We start from the raw sequence: 21,698 nt of genomic DNA, 5'->3' as shown, positions 1-21,698 counted from the left end.
CGATGAAAACGCTCATAATCGCAGAGAAACCGGACATGGGTCGAACGATCGCTGCCGTCATCGAACCGAGAGCGAAAAATAACCGATCCTATTTGGAAGGCGAGCATTACATTATTACTTGGGCGATCGGCCATTTGCTTGGCTTGGCTGAGCCAGACGCGTATGATGAGAAATACAAGCGCTGGAACTTCGGAGACTTGCCGATCCTGCCCGATCGATTCAAGATTGTGCCTAATCCGAAAACGAAGGATCAGCTGAAGACGATCGGTGAAGTGGCCAAGCGCTGCAATAACATCGTCAACGCCTGTGACGCCGGGAGGGAAGGCCAGTACATATTCGCCTTGATCCAGCAGCAATTGAAGCTGACGCAGCCCGTGAAGCGGCTGTGGATTTCCGATTTGACGGCCGAGAGCATCCAGAAGGGGTTCGATACCCTGCATGAAGAGGCGGAGTTCGAGAATTTGACGCAGGCGGCGAGAGCGCGTAGCGAAGCGGATTGGCTGATCGGCATGAACGCGTCGCGCGCTTTTACGACCAAGCATCGTACGCTGCTATCGGTCGGACGAGTGCAGACTCCGGTTCTGGCGCTTATTTACGACCGGCAAAAGGAAATCGAGAGCTTCGACTCGCTGACCTATTATGAAATTAAGGCAGAACTGGAGCAGCTAGGCCGAAAGTATACGGGAACATGGCAGGGAGAGCGGCTGACGGATGCAGAGAAGGCGGCAGCCATCGCGGATAAAGTGCGGGGCAAGGAAGGCCGGATCAGTGAGTATGAAGTCAAGGATACGAAGGAATATCCGTTCAAACTTTACGATTTGACGCTGCTGCAGCGCGATGCGAACGCAAAATACGGCTATTCGGCCAAGAAGACATTGGATTTGGCCCAGGCGCTCTATGAACGCCATAAAGTCATCTCTTATCCCCGGACGAATTCGAACTATGTGACAGAGCAAAATATCGAGGGGATGCATAAAGCGCTGCATATGCTGAAATCAGGGCCTTATCAGCAGCTGGCGGAGGGCGCGAATCAGCGGCTCGTGCACGTGAACAACAAATCGGTTTGCAACCCTGCGCGGGTTGAGGATCACCATGCGATCCTGCCGACGCTTCGGCGGGCGGGGACGCTCAGTAAGGAAGAGCAGAATGTGTATGATCTGGTGATTCGCCGTTTTCTATCCCATTTCTATCCGCCTGCTGAGTACAAACAGCATACCGTGCTCACCGAGGTTGCCGGCGAATCCTTCAAGACGAACGTGAAGGAGCTGCTATCCCTGGGCTGGAAAGTATGCCAGCCTGAAGATCCGCGGGCAGGCAGCCGCGGGAAGAAGAAGGATGAGGAAGAGGAGCAGGAAGAGCTGGTCAGCGAACCATTTCACGTAGAGAAGGATAAGCCAGTCCAGTGCCTGGATGCGCAGGCAAAGGAGAAGGCTACCCAGCCGCCAAAGGCTTATACGGAAGGCACTTTGCTGAAAGCGATGGAGAGCGCCGGGAAGCAGCTCGAGAACGAGGAACTGCGGGACGCGATGAAAGACGCGGGGCTCGGCACGCCAGCTACTCGGGCCGCGACGATTGAACGCCTTAAGAATGTCGGTTACATTACGATGCAGGGCAAGCGCATTACTGTAACCCAAAAAGGAAGGACGGCCATCGAGCTCATTCGCCATGCCGGCGTCGAGCTGCTGACCTCGCCGGAGATGACCGGACAGTGGGAGCGCAGGCTGTATCAAATTTCCAAGGGTGAGGCGGCTAGTGAGAAATTCATGGATAACGTCAAGCGCTTCACGCTGTCGATCATCGATAAAGTCAGAGTTCAGCCGAAGGCGGATGCCTCCTTATTCGAGATGGCAGAGGAAGAGCGGAAGGGCGGTCGCGGCAAAGCTTCGAAAGCGAAAGGCTCAGCCCAGCGCAATGCATCCGGCTCGGAAAAGAGTGGAAGCACCTCGGCACCGGGCTCATTGCAGCCGCTTGCGCCATGCCCGCGGGAGGGCTGTGGCGGCCAGCTCATCGAAGGGCGCAAAGGCTACGGCTGTGCTCATTATAAACAAGGCTGCGGATTTGTCATTTGGAAGGAATACGCAGGGAAGAATATTTCCGTCAATATGCTGACTTCATTGGTCGGCAAGGGCCAGACGCAGCTGTTGACCTTCAAGCAGCCCGAGGGTGATTTCAAAGCGCGCATCGTGCTTGCCGATCCGCTGAGTGGAAAGCTGGACTTGCAGAGGGCGGAAGAATAGATTGCAAAATTTCATCATGAACCGAAAATGCAATAAGGTTGCCTTAAGTTAGGCAACCTTATTGCGGTTTCTTTAAAAAACGATTTGAAGCCTGCGGCAATTTATCTGGTGCTCTTCCGAATCGTCATCGCCAAGCTTTCAGCGATAATGCCCGGTACTTGTTCCAGGGAGGATATCGTGTACATCGACGTATCCGTAGGCTTCTTGATGTCAACCAAATTATAAGACCATTCCGTCGGATGCTTGATATAAATCGAATTGATTCCTGCGGTCAGCGCAGGCGCAATGTCGGTGCGCAAGCTGTTGCCGATCATCCAGGTGCGTTTACGGTTGAAGTGCCGCGACCGTAAAATTTCCTCCAGCGCTTCGGCATTTTTATGCGTGCGGATGTAAATTCGGTCGCTAAAGTATGCGGACAGCTTCATTCGTTCAATTTTGCGCTGCTGAATCAATTCGTCGCCGCCCGTATATAAGTTCAGCTCATGGCCCTGCTCGCTCAGCAAATTCAGTGTTTCCACCATGCCGGGATAGGGCTCTACATCCTGGTCATAGACGCTCATGCCAAGCTGGGATAGATGCTCCTCTTCGATCAAGTCGGCATCCCGGCCGATCAATGAGTTGAAATAGCGGTACGTGTCGACGAGCGATTCCGCAAAGTGGCTGCTAACGAAGCCCAGCTTCTTGACGCCGGCAACGTCGATTTCCGTTTGCTTGACAAGGATTTCCTTTGCCGTAAGCCGCTCTGCCCCAAACCATTCCAACAGCTGGTCAGCGAATCGATCCAGAATTTGATCGAAATATTTATTGCAGTAAATCAAGGTGTCATCCAGATCAAAAATAATCTGCTGGCGCAGTGTATCGCTCAAAACAGGTCACTCCTTTTGTACAGCGAACAACAATATTACTATAACCGAATATAAGATTCCAAAAACATTTGCAGTTCAGCAGCCCCATCCGGGCGGATGCTGAATTTCTCCGTATCGGTGTCGACGAGATGCACGCGAAGCAAGCCGGCTACCCGCAGGCGCATGAGATGATGCATCAGTTTGTCCTTCGATTCCTGGAGGTTATTAACCATTTCCTGCAACGATTTCGGCTCATTAGCCACATAACGGAGCAGGCGAAGGCGCTCGGGATTGGCGAGAGCCCGCGTTAGCCGCAGCAGGACCGTAGGCGGTTCGTCCTCGTCCAGCTCGGGGATATCGATCGGATATTGAATCAAAAGTACGCCGTTATAGAAACAATAGGTGTTGATTGGCCGGAAGTGCACAGATGGGACGAGCGCCACTCTTTCAATTGGCAAGCCTAGCTCGAGAACGATTCCTCCCGAAGCATATTCTACGAGCGCCTCTGGGTCCATTTTATGCAATAAGGTGGATTTTTCGGCCGCATCCTCCTCCAGCAGGGGCGCATACTGCGGTGCAACGTCTTCGAAGTACAACATGTTCCATTTTCGAAGAAGCGGGACGTAACTGCTGCGAATACGCTCGACTTCATGAGAAGTCATATCGGGAATATAGGATTTAACACTATGGTAAAGGGTATCGTTCGCGGCATGCTCCAGGTCGTCGAGGAAGGCGTCGATGCTATAGCTGGAACGATCCATCGCCCAGGCGTACAGCACGTCATAATCGGAAAAAGGGAAATTCGCCGCAGCGGCGAAATCCTTCTGTACATCAGGGGTGAAGCGGGAGCCGATATCTTCCGGCCATTCCAGTCCTACATCTAAATTATTCACCCATTTGCGGGTAGTAAATACTATGAAGCTGCTAATGAGCTCATATATTGGAGAAACGTCAACTTTGACATTGTATGCCATGACAAGAAACCTCCCAGACATCTTTACAACCATATCCATTATGGCTTGTTTGCTATTAGATTGTCTACTATAATGTTTATTGTTGCTGGCTGCCAATGGACAGCTTGATTTGAATTATAACCTACAAATGATTGCGGAAAGTCGTCATCTGTTGACGATTTTCTTTCTTTTTAGTGAAGGAGCAGAATTTACATCTATGGAATATCATCACAAACGCTTTGTTTCACCTGTATTTATTCTCATTTTAGTCGTTATTGTCGCTGGGTTGAGCCAGGGACTGCTGCTGCCCGTTCTATCCATATTTATGGAGGAGAGGGGGATTTCTTCTTCGGTGAACGGTTTGCATGCCGCCGCACTTTACATCGGCTCTTTCGGCATGTCTCTGATTGCGGTGAAGGTGCTGAAGAGGATCGGCTTCAAGAAATTGATTCTCGGGGGAATGGTGCTGGTCATGGTGGCACTTCCTCTATTTCCGCTCATCTCCAATCTCGAAGTCTGGTTTGTCCTCCGCCTGCTTGTGGGCATAGGAGACAACGCGCTGCACTTCGCATCCCAGCTTTGGATGATGCTCATCACACCCCCGAATCAGCGCGGCAGAAATATTTCCATTTATGGCATGTCATACGGCATCGGTTTTTCCATCGGGCCTCTGGCTATCCGGCTGCTGCCTTACGGACAGCTCGTCCCGTTCCTGTTGCTTGCGATTTTGATTGCTTTAGTGGCTTTACTTGTATATTTGCAAATGCCGGATACCGTACCTGATAAACTGGATGAGGGGAAAGAGGAGGCGTCCGGCCCGCGCAAAACGCTCCTTATTTACCGCTTGGCTTGGTTTGCCTTAATTCCGTCGATGTTATATGGATATATGGAGGCTGCGATGAACAGCAACTTCCCGATTTATGGGCTGCGTACCGGGCTGACCGCAGCCGAAATATCGACCTTGCTGCCGTTTTTCGGCATCGGCGGGCTAATCCTTCAGCTGCCGCTCGGTTACTTGAGCGATCGTTACGGACGCAAAATTATTCTTATGATCGCGGGAAGTTTAGGCGGCTTGCTGTTTCTCATCGTTCCTTTAATAGGTAGCGATTATTTTGGACTGCTGCTGATCTTCATGCTGACTGGCGGCCTGGTCGGTTCATTCTTTTCGCTTGGTTTGGCCTACGCTGCCGATATTTTGCCGCGGCATCTGCTTCCTACGGCTAACGTGATCGCTTCTATCCATTTCAATGTCGGCAGCATCGTGGGGCCGAATTTGGGAGGAGTCGCTATGCATTTCGGTGCTGCAGGTTTGCTGTTCGTAATTCTTGGTTTGTTTTATTTAGCATTTACGGTGGCGGGTATCATGTTTCGGCCGGAAACTGCAAAAAAATCATAAAAAAATTCAAATATAGAACTATTTAGCAAAATTCACGCTTTTAAATTTTTATAATCCTCAAATATGAACATGGTGTAATGGATTTTCAGAGCTATTTCCAATAAACTAAAGGAAGAGAAGCATTGACCAAAGGAGAATCGACATGTTTAAGGTGAATAACCTCAAGAAATCGGTAGAAGGCAATACTAAAGAAGTTCTGCACGGAATTAGCGCCGAGTTTGAAGCAGGGGAAATGGTCGGAGTTGTCGGACCCAGCGGCAGCGGCAAGAGCATTCTACTCCAATGCCTCGCTCTTCGGGAAAGCTGGAATGACGGTGATTATACGTGGGATGGTAAAACGGTTATTCGCGGCGGCGGCAAGGGGGCGGGGAAATTTCGTTCCAAATGCGCATACTTGGAACAGAATCCTACACTCAACCCCGAGAAAACCGCGCTGAAAAATGTGCTGATCGGACAAGCCGGGCAAACCTCGCTGCTGAGACGCCTGACAGGCATGGTTCGCTCGGACGATTATATGGGGGCGATGGACGAGCTGGAGAAATTCGGCTTACTGGACAAAGCGCATCTCAAAGCCGGCAATTTGAGCGGCGGTGAACGGCAGCGCGTGGCGATATGCCGGGCGCTTGTGCACGGCGCAGGTTTTATTGCCGCGGATGAGCCGGTTATCGGATTGGACCCTCACTCTGCGGACAAAGTCATGGCCACGCTCAAAAGTTTATGCACCGAACAAGGAAAGACAGTCATCGCGGCGCTGCCGATCGAGCTGGCGGAGCGGTACTGCACGAGAATTTGGGGCATTTACGACGGGCAGCTCAAGCTTGACGTGAGGGGAAGACGTCTAACCGGCGAAGAGAAGCGGCAAATCGATTTAGCATGAAGAGAGTGATACGATTGAATGTAACCAGATGGCTTCCCCTTCTGGGAAGCGCATTGCTGCTGCTTGTGCTAAGCGGATGCAACTTTATGATGGACCCGAAGCTGCTGATGAAGACGCCCGAGCTAAGCTCCGATAAAGAAACGCTGAGAAGCGTCATTAATGCCGAGCTGAAGGGTGCGGTAATTCGGCCCCGGGATGCAGCTGATATCAGTTCGATCCGGGTGGTCGATCTCAACAAGGACGGCATCATGGAAGCGGTGGTGTTCTACGAAACACCGCTGGAGAAGGTCAAAGTTCATGGCTTAATTCTGGAAAATCGGGACAACACGTGGATACCGAAGGTCAGATTCGATGGGGAAGGCCAGGTGCTTGAATCTTTTGAGCTCAAGGAGGTGACCGGGAACGGGGAGATCAATATCGTTGCCGGGTTCTCGAGCGGGGAGAAACAGACCCAGAAAGGCCTAATCGTTTATTCCTATACGGGCTCTACGGTGGAGCGGATTTTGGAGCTTCCTTACAATTATTTCATCATTGATGATCTGAACGATGACGGCCAGCTCGATATTACGGTCGTATCCGTTAGGAAGGATCAATTTACAACGATAACGACTTACCAATATGATCAATCGTTTCAGGAGCTGGCTAAGCTGCAGCTGGATGATGCGGTAAGCGGCTACTACAACGTTGTTCATGGCAATATTACAGCGGATAAGCGGGGAATTATCCTTGATGCCATTTCGGGCGAGCACTCCGGATATTCCATCATTATTGTCATGGAAGACGACCAACTAGTGGATCTTATTCCCGACCAAAGCGCGACGCTTAAGGATTACCAGATTATGAGCGGTGATGTTAATGACGATGGCATTCTGGAAATCGGCATGCTGGAAACCCCGAAAGGCTGGGAGTATATCGCTTTTGACGATATTCCTTGGTTGTTCTCGTATTACGGTTGGGATCCGAGCAAGGGTTTGACGTTTGTCATGCAGCAATATATGGATTTGGAAGGCCGTTTCTATTTCAATCTTCCGAAGGAATGGTGGGGTAAAGTAACGATTGATATTAAATCCATCAAGGATGAGCATATCAATTTCGTGGATATCGATACGAACGCGACGCTGGCGGAAATTCGCTTTTTCTCCTTAGCAGAATGGGAGCAGGTCAAGGACGACTGGGAATTGCTCGCGCGCGATAACGATAAAGTCATCGGTTTCCTCAGCCATACCGATTTGAGAGTCAATAAAGGCGAGAAAGAAATTAAGCGTTAACCGCTTAATGCAAGCAAAAGGGAGGAAGGCAAAGTTGAGTAAAGTGTTAATCTTGGAAGACGAAGAATCCATCCGCAGCTTTATCGTGATAAACCTGAAGCGCAATGGCTTCGAAGTGATCGAGGCAGCGGACGGCAATGAGGCTTGGGACCGGTATAACAGCATCCCGGACATCGATATCGCTTTGCTGGATGTTATGGTACCGGGTATCGACGGTTTTGAGGTATGCCGCAAAATCCGGGAGTCGAATGAACGAATCGGCATCATATTCCTAACGGCCAAGGTGCAGGAGCAAGATAAAGTATACGCTCTGTCCGTCGGGGCGGATGACCACATCAGCAAGCCGTTCAGCCCGACCGAGCTTATTGCCCGCATCCAGTCCTTATTAAGACGGGTGAATGTGTACAGGGAGAGCAGCGCGAAGGTCTCTTTTACCTCCGGGCCGTTCACACTTGATTTGATCAGCAAGCAATTCAAGAAAAACGGACAGCTTATCGAGCTTACGCCAACCGAGTTTTCGCTTATTCAGTATTTTTTGGAGAAGGAGAATACGCCGCTGAGCCGTGATCTGCTGCTCGATCATGTCTGGGGCAAGGAATATATGGGCGATCCCAAAATTGTTGACGTAAACATTCGCAGACTTCGTCAAAAAATCGAGAACAACCCTTCCGAACCGACCTTCCTGCAAACTGTATGGGGACACGGTTATAAGTGGAAGGGCGAGGGGCAATGATCAAAAAAGGGATCGGGCGCCAAATCGTCCTGCACTATTTCATCGTAGTATTCGTAACTTTGTTCATGGTTGAAGTTATTTTCGCCTTCGCCTTGAGGACGTATTACTACCAAACGATCGAAAATCATATGTCCAACCATGCCACAAGGACAACGGATTATTTCCAAAAATTCGTAAAGCTCTACGCAGAGAAGGATCCGGATTATTTCACTGAAATTCTCCGCACGTTTGAGCTGGATAATACGGAACTGATGATCTTGAACCGCAAGGGCGAGATCAAGGCCAGCAGCACGCAGTTCCAGGCGGATAAGCCGATTCAGACGAGCGATGTGCCGCAGGCCGTCGCTGGAGGCGTGGGCAAATGGGTAGGACGGCAGTCTACTGGTGAATGGGTCATGGCCGTATCGACGCCACTGCAAGTCCGAGGGGAGAATCGCTACATCGTTAGGTACGTCACCTCCCTAGAGGACGTTAATGCTAAGCTGATGAATATGACGCTGCTCTCCGTGGGTGTAGGTGCAGCCGTATTGGCTCTGGTCACACTATTCAGCATCGGTCTTGCCAATTCGATCGTCAAGCCAATCAATAATATCCGTGCCGTATCCGCGCAGATGGCTAAAGGGAAATTCGATGCGCGGATCAAAGGAAATTATAAATACGAGCTCGGTGAGCTTGCGACAACCTTGAATTACATGGCAGAGGAAATCGTCCGCAGCAACCAGATCAAGGATGATTTCATCTCTTCAATTTCCCATGAGCTGCGAACGCCGCTGACCGGCATCAAAGGCTGGAGCGAAACGTTGACCTCCGGCGGTTTTGACCCGGAAGAGACGAAAATCGGCATGCAGATTATTTCCAAAGAGACGGAGCGGTTGATCGGCCTTGTTGAGGAAATGCTCGATTTCTCCAAGCTTCAGCAAAATGAGATGAAGCTCGTTATCGGCAAGGTAAACTTGAAGGAGCTGCTGCAGGAGACGATGCTTAATGTGTGGGCCAAGGCCGAGCAGAAGCAGATCCAGCTGCAGCTGGACGATCGCGCAGACCGTCCCGTGATCATTGTCGGGGACGGCAACCGTTTGAAGCAGGTGTTCTTGAATCTGGTGGACAATGCAGTGAAATTCTCAAATGAGAACAGCTGGGTTCATCTCGTCATTTCCTTAAAGGACAGCAGTACGGCACTTGTTCAAGTGGTCGATAGCGGAATCGGGATCAGCGATGAGCATCTCGGCAAAGTGAGCGACCGGTTCTTCCAAGTTAATCATAACCGGGGCGGGACAGGACTCGGGCTGGCGATCAGCAAGCAACTCGTCGGGCTGCATAAGGGCGAAATGCATATCCATAGCGAGCTCGGTGCCGGGACCACGGTATCCGTTACGCTGCCACTGCTGGAAATGGTAGGGGACACGGGCTCCGGAGCGGAGGAGGCAGAAACAGCAAATAGCTCTGCTCTGTCGAATGGGAACGAACAAATTAGTCAAGATGGGATGAGCGGGGATGAATAAAATACGGGAAGAGATCATTACGCCGCACGGAACGTTCGCCATTGAGCTTGCCAGTGCACCGGACAAGGAGATCGTCCGCGAGATGCTGATCGAAGCGGCGGAGTGGATGGCAAGCCTCGGTGTGCAGCAATGGAATCCGCAGCAATTTACGCCATCGGAGATCGATAAGTATTTTGCCGAGCGGGAAGTTTACCTGCTTGTGCGCGAGGATCAGGCAGTCGGGATGTTTACGCTGCAGAGCAGCGATCCCGAATATTGGGGAGCGCTAAATGAAGAGGACTGCAGCTATCTGCATCGATTAACGGTTCGCACTTCCTGGCGAGGCCAACAGCTAGGGGGAGCGATGATCGAATGGGCTGTCAAGCGTACCAAGCAGCTTGGCAGAAGAGCCTTGCGCCTGGACTGCTGGGACGGAAACGCGAAGCTTAACCGCATGTACGCCGGCATGGGATTCGCCCATAAAGGTACGGGCGAGAAGCAGGGAAGAGGCTATAACCTGTATGAAATGAATTTTAATATGCGATAATTTTAAAGAGCGGATCATGAGGATCCGCTCTTTATTATATACATAGTAATATGGACTTGGACAAAGCCCTCAGGATGACAGTCCTTCAGCCCGCAAGCGAGCCGTATTGTCGTATACTTCCTTGAGTAAGCGGGAAGGCTGGGTACGGACGGCAGGTTTTGCCAGCACCGTCTCGTTCGGCCCGATCACGATGATTTCATGCGCAGTTCCCTTAATGATCGCTCCGTCCTTTATGACGGCTCCTTCACCGATGATCGCTCGCTCGATGAGCACATTCCGGCCGATTTCCACGTTCGGCATCACGATGCTGTCTTTGATTTTGGTGTAGCGCCCGATGATTGATCCTCCGAAAATGACCGACTGCTCCGCGCAGCCTTCTAGAGTGCAGCAATCATGAATCATGGATGCTTTAACTTCGGCGCTCCGGGCTTTGATGGACCCCAGCTTCGTTCGCATTTCGCGCGTATACATCGGCCATTGCTCATTCGGAAACGCCCAATCACTGCCGCTCAGCAGATCCATGTGAGCGTCCCATAAGCTCTGAACAGTACCGACGTCGCGCCAGTACCCTTTGAATTCATAAGCATGCAGCGGCATGGAGCCGGCTAGCATTTTAGGAATGACGTCTTTGCCGAAATCGTGGCTGGAATGTGGGTCGTTAGCATCTTCGATCAAATGCTGTTTCAGAAAATCCCACTTGAACAGATAAATGCCCATGGAGGCCAGATTACTTGCTGGCTGCTCCGGTTTTTCGGCGAATTCCGTGATACGATGCTCCTTATCGATGGACATGACGCCAAAACGATGAGCTTCCTCCCAAGGTACCGGCATAACGGAAATGGTCGCCGAAGCGGATTGCTTGATATGGGATTTCAGCATTTCGCGATAATCCATGTGATAAATGTGATCACCGGACAAAATAAGGACGTTGTCGGGCGAGTAACGGTCAACGTACTCGATGTTCTTATAAATGGCATCGGCGGTACCTGTATATTCATTGTTTCCGGTATTGTCCGTGCTGTAAGAAGGGAGTAAAGCAATGCCGCCATTCTCCGTTCTGGGCAATCCCCAGGCCTCGCCGTTTCCGATGTGTTGATGGAGCGATTCAGCTTCATATTGTGTCAGAACACCGATGGTATCGATTCCTGAGTTAACGCAATTGCTGAGAGGAAAATCGATAATACGGTATTTGCTGCCAAATGGCACTGCCGGCTTTGCCTGTTTGGACGTGAGGGGAGATAATCTCCGGCCTTCTCCTCCGGCCAACAGCATGGCAATGCAATCCTTTTTGTTCATGTCGTTTTCCCTCCCTGTGGGTTTTCAATGTAGTACTTACATAAACGAGATATGCAGCCCTTGAAACGATCAGAAGAAAAAAGGGATGAAAAGATACATTTTATTTTTCAAACTTGAAATTGTTATTCAGTCCGGAAATATATGGGTAAATTAGTTGGTGGAACTTAAAAAAAAGCAGGTGATCCCTTGTCATTGTCAGAGCGATCGTCCAAGCAAGCCATTTCTGCAAGCGACATTTACTTATTTCATGAAGGTACACTGTATCGCAGCTATTTCATATTCGGTGCGCATCCGACGGTTGAGGATGGCCGTACGGGAGTCAGATTTACCGTCTGGGCTCCGAATGCGATCCGTGTTGGCCTTGCGTCGGATTGGAATGAGTGGAGTGGGCAGAACGATTTATTATATAAGATACCCGATTCGGGAATTTGGACTCGCTTTTTCCCCGGTGTTGAAGAAGGAACTTTTTACAAGTACGAAATTACGGGACCAGACGGCGATACCTTCCTAAAAGCTGACCCATATGCGTTTTATGCGGAGGTAAGACCGGCGACCGCATCCATTGTTAAATCGCTATCAGGCTACAAATGGAATGACGGGAAATGGAGAAGCAAGAACAGAGTGCCATTCCAGAGGCCGTTGAACATTTATGAAGTGCATTTTGGCACGTGGAGGCAAAAGCCCGATGGCAGTTTTTTCACTTACCGAGAAATGGCCAATGAGCTAATCCCTTATGTCGTGGATATGGGATACACCCATATTGAAATCATGCCGCTTGCCGAGCATCCTTATGATTTGTCCTGGGGTTATCAGGCTACCGGTTATTTTGCGCCTACGAGTAGGTACGGTGAACCAGTAGATTTGATGTATTTCGTCGACCGCTGCCATCAGGCAGGTATCGGGGTGCTGCTGGACTGGGTGCCAGGGCATTTCACCAAGGATGCGCACGGACTGCGTATGTTCGACGGGACCCCGCTGTTCGAATACGGTGATCCGCTTTTGGCTGAGAAGCCGGGCTGGGGGACGCTCAGCTTCGATTTCTCCAAGCCGGAAGTACGTTCCTTTCTTATTTCCAATGCTTTGTATTGGATGGATGTATACCACTTCGACGGGCTTCGTGTCGATGCGGTCACTAGCATGATACGTATGGATTTTGAGAAGCAGGCTGGGCAGTACCGGCTGAATGATCAGGGCGGCATCGAGAATATTGAGGCAATTTCTTTTTTACGACAGCTCAATCTTGCTGTATTCCAGTATTATCCGCATGCGCTGATGATGGCTGAGGAATCCAGCGCATGGCCGCTTGTAACTGCGCCGATTGAGGATGGAGGGCTCGGCTTCAACTACAAATGGAATATGGGTTGGATGAACGATACGCTCGAGTATGTTGGGATGCATTTCCGGGAACGGCCAAACCATCATCATTTACTGACCTTTCCGATCTGTTACGCCTATTCGGAGAATTTCATTTTACCTTTATCGCATGATGAAGTGGTTCATGGAAAAAAATCATTGCTGGATAAAAACCCGGGCAGCTATGAAGAGAAATTTGCTGGACTGCGCCTTCTGCTTGGTTATCAGCTCACTTCTCCGGGGAAGAAGCTGCAATTCATGGGCGGTGAGTTCGGGCAGTTCATTGAGTGGAAAGATCAGGATCAGCTTGACTGGCTCCTCCTTGAATATGATACGCACCGGCAAATGCTGAAATACACGGCCGCTTTAAACAGGCTGTATCTGCAGGAACGGGCGCTGTGGGAGTTGGATCATACCTTCGATGGCTACCAGTGGATCAACCCGCATGATGCCGCTCAAAGCGTAATTTGCTACTTGCGCAAGGGAAAGAAAGCGGGAGACACACTGCTTATGATCATTAATTTTCAGGCAGTCCCACGAACGGACTACCGTGTAGGTGTGCCTAAACCAGGGGAATATTCGCTTGTTTTCAACAGTGACGATATGGCTTACGGTGGTGCCGGAACGATGCTGGAAACCGCCCTGGCTTCCGTTAAAATACCTTGGCATGAGCAGTCCCAGAGCGTAGTCATGGACATAGCCCCCTTAAGTATGACGATTTGGAAGAAGACGGTGAAGCGACAAGCTGCTCCAATAAAGAGGAGGACGAAGAAGGAATGAAGATTATGTTCGCTGCGGCGGAAGTAGCGCCGTTCATCAAGACGGGCGGTCTGGCCGATGTGATTGGGGCGCTGCCTAAAGCGCTGCACGAGGCGGGACACGATGTTCGCATCGTGCTGCCGAAGTACCGGGATATGTCCGCTGCTTTCAGTGACCTCCTTGAACACTGGGGGGCGGTTGAAGTTCCCGTCGGCTGGCGCCGGCAGTACGGCGGTATCGAGTATTTAGTCTGGGAGGATATCCCGGTGTATTTTATCGATAACGAATATTACTTTGGCCGGGAAGGGGTATACGGTTACTGGGACGATGGAGAGAGGTTTGCGTTCTTGAACCGGGCCGTACTTGAGATTTTGCCCGCGATCGATTTCTGGCCGGATGTATTGCATTGTCATGATTGGCACACCGCGATGATTCCTCTTGTGCTGAAGGAGCATTTCCGCCATAACTCTAATTATGCTGGCATTCGTACCGTATTCACCATTCATAATTTGCTGTATCAAGGGCTGTTTCCTGACGAAGTGCTTGGTGACCTGCTGAGTTTGCCGCACACTTATTATACGCCGGAGGGCGTCGAATATAACGGTGCTGTAAGTTTTATGAAAGCAGGCTTGGTGTTTTCAGATCATGTTACAACAGTAAGCCCGACCTACGCGGAGGAGATCAAGACGCCGTATTATGGATACGGCATGGATGGACTGTTGCGCTCGCTTGGAGACCGATTGTCGGGAATTGTCAACGGGGTGGACACGAAGCTGTATAATCCGGCGACGGATGAGGTGTTAACCGCCCAGTACACATCAAGCGCGAAGAAGAAGGAGGAGAATAAGCAGGCATTACAGAAGGAAATAGGCCTGCCCGTAGCAGCCCGAATTCCACTCGTAGCAATGGTAACGCGGCTCGTCGAGCCGAAAGGGCTTGATCTGGTTATACGCATTTTGGACGAATGGCTGGCAAACGACGACGTTCAGTTCGTTATTCTGGGCACAGGCGACCAGGCGTATGAGGATTGGTTCAGGGAAGCGGCATATCGCCATCCTGCGAAACTGTCGGCGCAAATTACGTTTAGCGACGCGTTGTCCCGGAAAATATATGCGGGCAGCGACCTATTTCTGATGCCGTCCAAATTTGAGCCCTGCGGAATCAGCCAGCTGTTGGCACTGCGTTACGGGAGTATCCCGGTAGTCCGCGAAACTGGAGGATTGAACGACACTGTGAAATCCTATGATGAGGTGACGGGTGAGGGGAATGGGTTTACGTTCACGAACTTCAATGCCCATGACTTGCTGTACACATTGCGCAGGGGAGTCGAATTTTATCATCAGCCAGATCACTGGAAGCTGCTGCTGCGTAATGCTTTTGCCGGGGACTACAGCTGGGCGGCGTCGGCCAAGCAATATATCGACATCTATGAGCGAGTGTCTGCGAAAAACGCCTAAACAAAGGAAAATCCCTCAATCCTTCGATTACTATCGAGGGGTTGGGGGATTTGTGGATTCAGGTGGTTACTTCAGCTTACGGCACAGTATCCGGTATCCGTAAGGATCAAGGCTGATATTCATAATGCCTTTGTCCGGCATAACGCGTTCGCCTGTCAGCGCGTCATACCAATCGCTCGTATCCATCGGATGCGATAGCGTGCGCTTCTTCCCGGTATTGTTCATCCAGATCGTAAAATGGACCTTGTCGTCGATCCGCTCGTAAATGATGCAGGGATCGTGGCTGTCCGCGTGCAAAAAGCGGAAGCGGCCTTCACGCAAGGCGGCATGCTTCTTGCGCAGCGCGATCATCAGTTTATAGAAATCATACAGCTCACGATCCTGTTTGTGGGGTTCCCAGACCATACATTTGCGGCAATCGGGATCGCTATATCCCGATATACCGACTTCATCGCCATAGAAAATGCATGGCGTACCCATATAGGTGAAGAGAAAGACGACGCAGAGCTTCAATTTACGCTTGTCATTTCCTACGCTGGTCAGCAGCCTCGGCGTATCATGGCTGCACAACATATTAAAGATAACCTCATTGGTCTGCTGAGGATAACGCATGATGAGCGAGCCCATTTCATTGGAGAAGCTGTATCCGTCCATGCCGCCGTTAAAGAAGGTCAGCACTTTATCGGCGAAGGGATAGTTCATGACGGAATCGAATTGATCCCCGAGCAGCCAGTTAAGGGAATCGCTCCATACCTCTCCGATAATATAAGCTTCCGGATTGGCCGTTTTGACGACTTTCCTGAAATCGCGCCAAAAATGATGGTCAATTTCATTAGCGACGTCAAGGCGCCAACCGTCAAGATTTATTTCTTTGATCCAATATTCGGCTACGCCAAGCAAATAATCCTTCACTTCAGGATTCGCAGTGTTGAATTTCGGCATATTTCCAAAAAAGCCGAACGTATCATAAGTTGGAATGCCGTTCTTAATGGACGCTGGAAATTCGTTAATATGGAACCAGTCGATATACTTAGATTCCTGCCCATGCTTCAGCACATCCTGAAACGGAGGGAATTGCTCGCTGCAATGGTTGAATACGGCGTCGAGCACAACTCGAATTCCCTTTTCATGACAGGACGCGACTAACTGCTTTAATAGCGCGTTGTCCCCGAAATGAGGGTCGACATTTTTATAATCGACCGTGTCGTATTTGTGATTGGAGGGAGAGGCGAATAGCGGCGTAAAATAAATGGCGTTGACGCCAAGGTCGAGTAAATCGTTTAGATGATCGAGAACTCCTTGCAGGTCGCCCCCAAAAAAATTGTCAATTTTCGGCGTTCCTCCCCAGGGTTCGGTTGGCTTAGGATCGTTGGACGGGTCGCCGTTTGCAAAACGCTCGGGCATAATTTGGTAAAACACGGCCTCTTTGGCCCATTCCGGGACTTTGAAGACATCGATTTCGTGAATGTAAGGAAATTCATACAGCTCGCCCGGCGGAGTGGGCGGCTCATGTCCAATCCCGCTGTCCTGCATATAAACCGTTTCGCTGCCCGCTACAAGTTTGAAGGCGTAGGAGAGCCGTTTGAATTTAGGCTTCACGGCGATTTCCCAGTAATCGAACATCGCGTCATGAGCTGCTTTTTCCATGGCGAATTCCTGATAGGTCCTTTGCCAGTCATACTTGTCCCCGGTCATGGCGAATACTTGCTGTATATCGTCTCTTTTGGTGCGCACACGCAAATGAATCGTTGTCGGATTATAAGCATAAGCCCATTTATCGCGAGGCACGTGGTACAAAGCTTCAAGCAGCATGCGGCCACCTCCTTAACATCGTACTACAGCTAATTAATAAACAAATCTCCCTTGGTATGAACCATTATTCCCTGAATAAGGGGAGGCCATGAATTCGCGGTTCTGCATGCATAAAATGGTTGATTAAGGTAACGCGATAGTGTGATGAAGCTCATTGCTTTTATCAATGAACTGAAATGAGTGGGTTGAAATATGGATTCGAATGGTAATTGTGAATGTCCTACTCGTGTACTGACTATGTAGCATGAAGAAGGGCAATTGACCGTGGGTATAATAGATGAATAAAAAATGAAAGAAAATTGTCGAAAATTTCTTTTGCATATATATGCATAATGATCTATAATTAGCCCAGTGAAATCATGAGACGATGATAATTTTTATAACTAGCAAGGAGAGAGATTAATGAAAAAATGGGGTACATTATTGATGGCGGTGCTGCTGCTTACGACTATGCTGGCAGCTTGCGGACAAGATAAGGAAGCGAAGAACAGCTCGCAGGGAACTAATGCGCCAGGGGCAAAGAAGCTGGTTCTCGGATTGAGCGCCGACTTCCCGCCATATGAGTTCCATATCAAGAACGATAAAGGGGAAGACCAAATCGTCGGTTTTGACGTAGAGATTGCCAAAGAAATCGCTAAGGATATAGGGGCAGAGCTCGAGATCAAGGATATGGTATTCTCCTCTCTGCTTAATGAGCTCGGCAGTGGCCGGGTGGATATGGTCATTTCCGGATTGAGCCCGACACCTGAGCGTGCTAAAGAAATCGAGATGTCGCAAATCTATTACAACGCTAAGCAAGCTGTCGTAGCGCGCGCGGCGGATAAAGATAAATATTCTACGCTTGAATCGCTGGAAGGCCTCAAGATCGGCGTTCAGAAGAGTTCGATCCAGGAGGACATCGCCAAAGATATTCCGGGTGCGAAGCTAACCTCCCTGGCGAAGATTTCTGACATCATTATGCAGTTAAACTCGGGCCGCGTAGATGTCGCAATTATTGAGGGGCCTGTCGCCGAATCGTTCGTGAAGAACGTGGATGGTATCGTCATTACGGATGCGGAGCCGGTAACTGAGGATGAAGGCTACGTCGTAGGCATTAAGAAGGGCAATAAGGAGCTGCTTGATCAAGTGAATGCCACATTGGATCGTCTGATTCAGGACGGCAGTATTGAGAAATTCGTGCAAGAAGCCAGCGATCTGTCCATTAGATAACTTGGCGTTGGCTATGCGATGATAAGACAACTTGGCAGAAAATAGCGGAGCAATTTCGCTATTTTTCTGTTTTTTTAAGAAATGGGCGCTTTAATTGGAGGTATGATAGGTTATGAACTTTTTTGCTGAGTTTGGAACGATGTTTTGGGAATACCGCAGTTATTTTCTAACTGGGCTGCAGTACACGTTATTGCTTGCTGCGTTAGGCGTATTATTCGGATTCATACTCGGATTGCTCGTCGCTTTGATCCGGATGTCGCCATGGGGGATCGTACGATTTATCGGGCATGCCTGGGTTGAGTTTCTACGCGGGACGCCGATGCTTGTGCAGTTGATGATCATTCATTACGGCTTGTCATACATGTTCGACATTGCCTTCAGTCCAATCGAATCAGGAGCAATTACGCTGTCCATTAACAGCTCGGCTTATTTGGCGGAAATATTCCGTGCGGGCATTCAGGGTGTGGACCGAGGTCAGAGCGAAGCGGCGCGTTCGCTCGGGATGACGCAGGGACAAACGATGCGTTTCATTATTATTCCGCAGGCGATCAAAAACGTGCTGCCGGCCATCGGCAATGAGTTCGTCGTTATCGTCAAGGAATCGTCGATCGTATCCTTTATCGGGGTGACCGAGATTATGTTCCAGGCGGGTGCTGTTCAAGGGATTACGTATAACGGCATGATGCCGTTCCTGATCGTTGCTGTGATGTATTTTATCGTAACTTTTACGCTTTCCCGCATTTTGGGTCGTTTCGAAAGGAGGTTGCAGGCTAGTGATAACCGTTAAAAATTTGCATAAAAAATTCGGTCAGCTGCATATTTTAAAAGGCATTGACCTGAAAATCAACCGCGGCGAGGTCGTCGTCGTCATCGGGCCGAGCGGATCTGGAAAAAGCACGTTCCTGCGCTGCTTGAACCGGTTGGAGGAGCCGTCCAGCGGTGAAATCTATTTCGAGGGAGAGCTTATTACCGGCAAGAGTCATAATATTAACAAAACCCGCGAGAAGATGGGGATGGTGTTTCAGCATTTTAATCTGTTTCCTCATAAGACGGTGCTTGAGAACGTCATGATGGCTCCAGTCCAGGTAAAAAAGCAGACCAAGCAGGACGCAGAAAAATTTGCGCTTTTACTATTGCGCAAGGTTGGACTGGAAGACAAGAGCAAGGCTTATCCGTCCCAATTGTCGGGGGGCCAGAAACAGCGCATTGCCATAGCCCGCGCCCTGGCGATGGAGCCGCATGTGATGCTGTTTGACGAGCCAACTTCCGCACTTGACCCCGAGATGGTGGGCGAGGTGCTTGAAGTCATGAAGGAGCTGGCGACGGGCGGTATGACGATGGTAATCGTTACGCATGAAATGGGCTTCGCCCGCGAGGTGGGCGACCGCATCTTGTTTATGGATCAAGGCGTTATCATCGAGCAGGGCACCCCGCAGCAGGTGTTCGGTTCGCCGCGGAATCAGCGGACTCAGGATTTCTTAAGCAAAGTTTTGTAATTAGATAGATTGGCAAAGGCATGACCGACTGGTCATGCCTTTTTGCGTTGGCGGGTAAAAATTAAATTTTTTGTCATGGTTTCCGTCATTGTATTTCCTTGATAAATGTTGGTTTTTATACCATTGGTAACATTTGCATGGCCCATAGGTTACAAAGTTGTGATATATTCATAACGGCCGAAACACTGCTAAGGCAGGTGCGGGGGACGATTTATGACAAGCGATGCAAATGCAAAGGTAACAGCTTGGCTTGTCTCGGGGTGAAGCGCTACATAATCCGGCGCCGGGAGCTATCCTTTTTTCCGAATCCGACAACTAACTCCGCAGGCAAAGTTAAAGGAGGAGCATCATGTTTAAACAGCGTAAAGGTCTTCATAAATTGGGGATGGGGATTAAGACTGCGGTGATTGCAGCAGGGTTGTTGGGAGCACTGCATGCCGTGCCAGCATATGCGGATTCAGTACATACGGCAAAGAGTGGAGATACCTTCTATTTTCTCGCCAAGCAGTACGGAGTCAATTTGGACAAGCTTATGCAAGCTAATCCAAGCATAGAAGCAACGAATATTTACGAGGGCTTGAAAATTACGATTCCAGGTCAAAACATGCAGGCGCTTTCTGCTTCGGGCAGCGAAATCCAAACATTGTCCACGCTTAAGGTATTTTCTGCGGACCGGGTAGTGCAGGCTTGGGGCAAATCGTTTAACTACAAATCTACGAAAAAAGTCAAAGCTACGGCTTACTCCGCAGCAGCCAGTGAAAATGGGAAATGGGGCGCCGTCGATTACTACGGCAATCCTTTGAAGCTCGGAACGATCGCTGTTGATCCAAATGTCATTCCGATGGGCACGAAAGTGCTAGTCACTGGACACAGCCATTCCGATTTGCCGAAAAATGCATTCGTCGCCACGGCAACCGATCAGGGCAGCGCAATCAAAGGCGACCGGATTGATATATTCATTCCGGCGAGCCCGCAGAAGGTTAACGAGTTCGGTTTTCAGGATGTCACGCTCTATATTTTGGATTAATATCAGCCTGGTCACGATTTAAACTATTTATCTTAAAAAGGACGTTCCACTGCGAGATCCGCATGGAAGTCCTTTTTTGCATTGCAAGCAATGTCCGCTTACAAAGCTTTCTTATAAGATAGCAGCTCGGGGATCGTTACAAAGCGGTAGCCACGGTTCCGCAGCACCTTGATGATATCGGGCAGGGCTTCGATGGTTCCCGTCAAATTGGAACCCGTACCGCCGCCGGCATGCTGCAGCACAATCGATCCCGGCCCGACGGCGCTGAGCACGTTACGTTTTACCTTTTCTTTGCTGAGCGCTTTCCAATCGAGAGAATCGACGTTCCAGTTAATGATTTTGTAGCCTTGCTGCTTGGCCCATTTGAGTTGATCCTCATTAATTTCTCCGTAGGGCGGACGAATGAAGCGAGGCTTATAGCCGATAATCCGTTCGATCACTTTCTCAGTTCGCTCAATTTCACTTTTGAATTCTTGGACGGATTTCTTCTTAAACAAAGGGTGGCTGTAGGAATGGTTGCCGACGATATGTCCTTCACGGTGAATTCTTCGCAGCAGCTCAGGATGCTTCTTCGCCCGGCTGCCAACGACGAAAAAAGTGGCTTTTACGCCGTTCTTCTTCAGTATATCCAGTACTTTCGGGGTGAAGCGGGGATCGGGAACATCATCGAAGGTCAGGGCGACCTGCTTAACCTCAGGACCGCTGAATTTAAACGTTTCTGAGTATTTCCGCCGGAGCTCTCCCAGCGTTAACGGCTTTGCTTCGGCATTCACGGTTTGTTCGGAGGAGGTGGGTTCCGGATTTGGCACGGGTTCGACGGATGCGGGGGTCATTCCCGTAACAAGCGCCAGGCACATTAGCCATACGAGCGGCGCCTTGATGAGTTTGGACATGGATTACCTTCTCCTTTGATCGCTGAATTGTTATCTACTGGTATGCCCAAAACTTCACA

The 21,698-nt window shown here is 49.9% G+C and carries 18 protein-coding genes and 1 riboswitch; of the genes, 13 read left to right on the top strand and 5 right to left on the bottom strand.

Features of this window, described 5'->3' with window-relative positions:
• The first annotated feature begins 2 nt into the window (after nucleotides 1–2).
• On the top strand, nucleotides 3–2,237 hold the full coding sequence (locus tag ACYUJT_RS20340; protein WP_460325673.1) for a type IA DNA topoisomerase: 2,235 nt from the start codon (nucleotides 3–5) through the stop codon (nucleotides 2,235–2,237).
• A gap of 101 nt (nucleotides 2,238–2,338) precedes the next feature.
• On the opposite strand, the gene ACYUJT_RS20335 is transcribed toward ACYUJT_RS20340, so the two are convergent.
• Entirely contained in the window at nucleotides 2,339–3,103 is a 765-nt protein-coding gene (locus tag ACYUJT_RS20335; RefSeq protein ID WP_460325671.1) for an HAD family hydrolase, read from the bottom strand.
• Nucleotides 3,104–3,141: 38 nt separating this feature from the next.
• The gene (locus ACYUJT_RS20330) at nucleotides 3,142–4,056 is read right to left on the bottom strand and encodes an ArsR/SmtB family transcription factor (RefSeq protein WP_460325669.1); all 915 of its coding nucleotides are present in this window, start codon (nucleotides 4,054–4,056) and stop codon (nucleotides 3,142–3,144) included.
• Nucleotides 4,057–4,252: 196 nt separating this feature from the next.
• On the opposite strand from ACYUJT_RS20330, the gene ACYUJT_RS20325 reads away from it, so the two are divergent.
• From ACYUJT_RS20325 to ACYUJT_RS20300, 6 genes are all read left to right on the top strand, one after another.
• Complete coding sequence (locus ACYUJT_RS20325) at nucleotides 4,253–5,431, top strand: MFS transporter (protein WP_460325667.1); 1,179 nt, start codon at nucleotides 4,253–4,255, stop codon at nucleotides 5,429–5,431.
• Between the two features lie 142 nt (nucleotides 5,432–5,573).
• Nucleotides 5,574–6,308: a phosphonate ABC transporter ATP-binding protein gene (locus tag ACYUJT_RS20320; RefSeq protein WP_460325665.1), complete on the top strand. Its 735-nt coding sequence runs from the start codon at nucleotides 5,574–5,576 to the stop codon at nucleotides 6,306–6,308.
• Nucleotides 6,305–7,576 (top strand): hypothetical protein, encoded by a 1,272-nt coding sequence (locus ACYUJT_RS20315; protein ID WP_460325663.1) that lies wholly within the window; start codon nucleotides 6,305–6,307, stop codon nucleotides 7,574–7,576. The genes ACYUJT_RS20320 and ACYUJT_RS20315 overlap by 4 nt, the downstream gene beginning before the upstream one ends.
• A 34-nt stretch (nucleotides 7,577–7,610) precedes the next feature.
• Nucleotides 7,611–8,309: a response regulator transcription factor gene (locus ACYUJT_RS20310; RefSeq protein ID WP_460325661.1), complete on the top strand. Its 699-nt coding sequence runs from the start codon at nucleotides 7,611–7,613 to the stop codon at nucleotides 8,307–8,309.
• A complete protein-coding gene (locus ACYUJT_RS20305) occupies nucleotides 8,306–9,811 on the top strand; it encodes a sensor histidine kinase (protein ID WP_460325659.1) in 1,506 nt (501 codons plus the stop codon). The genes ACYUJT_RS20310 and ACYUJT_RS20305 overlap by 4 nt, the downstream gene beginning before the upstream one ends.
• Nucleotides 9,804–10,337 carry a GNAT family N-acetyltransferase gene (locus ACYUJT_RS20300; protein ID WP_460325657.1) on the top strand — a complete coding sequence of 178 codons (534 nt, stop codon included), beginning with the start codon at nucleotides 9,804–9,806 and terminating at the stop codon, nucleotides 10,335–10,337. The genes ACYUJT_RS20305 and ACYUJT_RS20300 overlap by 8 nt, the downstream gene beginning before the upstream one ends.
• A 69-nt stretch (nucleotides 10,338–10,406) precedes the next feature.
• On the opposite strand, the gene ACYUJT_RS20295 is transcribed toward ACYUJT_RS20300, so the two are convergent.
• The gene (locus tag ACYUJT_RS20295) at nucleotides 10,407–11,633 is read right to left on the bottom strand and encodes a glucose-1-phosphate adenylyltransferase (protein WP_460325655.1); all 1,227 of its coding nucleotides are present in this window, start codon (nucleotides 11,631–11,633) and stop codon (nucleotides 10,407–10,409) included.
• Nucleotides 11,634–11,825: 192 nt separating this feature from the next.
• On the opposite strand from ACYUJT_RS20295, the gene glgB reads away from it, so the two are divergent.
• Nucleotides 11,826–13,766: a 1,4-alpha-glucan branching protein GlgB gene (glgB, locus tag ACYUJT_RS20290; protein ID WP_460325653.1), complete on the top strand. Its 1,941-nt coding sequence runs from the start codon at nucleotides 11,826–11,828 to the stop codon at nucleotides 13,764–13,766.
• A complete protein-coding gene (glgA, locus tag ACYUJT_RS20285; protein WP_460325651.1) occupies nucleotides 13,763–15,202 on the top strand; it encodes a glycogen synthase GlgA in 1,440 nt (479 codons plus the stop codon). The genes glgB and glgA overlap by 4 nt, the downstream gene beginning before the upstream one ends.
• Nucleotides 15,203–15,268: 66 nt before the next feature.
• Here glgA and ACYUJT_RS20280 read toward each other — a convergent pair whose 3' ends face one another.
• A complete protein-coding gene (locus ACYUJT_RS20280) occupies nucleotides 15,269–17,014 on the bottom strand; it encodes an alpha-glycosidase (protein ID WP_460325649.1) in 1,746 nt (581 codons plus the stop codon).
• A 402-nt stretch (nucleotides 17,015–17,416) separates the two neighbouring features.
• On the opposite strand from ACYUJT_RS20280, the gene ACYUJT_RS20275 reads away from it, so the two are divergent.
• The 4 genes from ACYUJT_RS20275 (at nucleotide 17,417) to ACYUJT_RS20260 (ending at nucleotide 20,746) form a co-directional block, all read left to right on the top strand.
• Entirely contained in the window at nucleotides 17,417–18,223 is an 807-nt protein-coding gene (locus ACYUJT_RS20275) for a transporter substrate-binding domain-containing protein (protein WP_460325647.1), read from the top strand.
• A gap of 112 nt (nucleotides 18,224–18,335) precedes the next feature.
• Nucleotides 18,336–19,010, top strand: a complete 675-nt coding sequence (locus ACYUJT_RS20270; RefSeq protein ID WP_460325645.1) for an amino acid ABC transporter permease — start codon at nucleotides 18,336–18,338, stop codon at nucleotides 19,008–19,010.
• Nucleotides 18,997–19,719: an amino acid ABC transporter ATP-binding protein gene (locus ACYUJT_RS20265; RefSeq protein ID WP_460325643.1), complete on the top strand. Its 723-nt coding sequence runs from the start codon at nucleotides 18,997–18,999 to the stop codon at nucleotides 19,717–19,719. The genes ACYUJT_RS20270 and ACYUJT_RS20265 overlap by 14 nt, the downstream gene beginning before the upstream one ends.
• Before the next feature lie 165 nt (nucleotides 19,720–19,884).
• A riboswitch (cyclic di-AMP (ydaO/yuaA leader) is annotated at nucleotides 19,885–20,066 on the top strand.
• A 2-nt stretch (nucleotides 20,067–20,068) separates the two neighbouring features.
• The gene (locus ACYUJT_RS20260) at nucleotides 20,069–20,746 is read left to right on the top strand and encodes a 3D domain-containing protein (protein WP_460325641.1); all 678 of its coding nucleotides are present in this window, start codon (nucleotides 20,069–20,071) and stop codon (nucleotides 20,744–20,746) included.
• Between the two features lie 98 nt (nucleotides 20,747–20,844).
• Here ACYUJT_RS20260 and ACYUJT_RS20255 read toward each other — a convergent pair whose 3' ends face one another.
• Entirely contained in the window at nucleotides 20,845–21,639 is a 795-nt protein-coding gene (locus ACYUJT_RS20255; protein WP_460325639.1) for a polysaccharide deacetylase family protein, read from the bottom strand.
• Nucleotides 21,640–21,698: the final 59 nt, after the last annotated feature.

The organism is Paenibacillus sp. YSY-4.3 (assembly GCF_054767475.1).
Note: the sequence above shows the minus strand (reverse complement) of the source record. Positions and strands in the feature narration are given on the sequence as shown.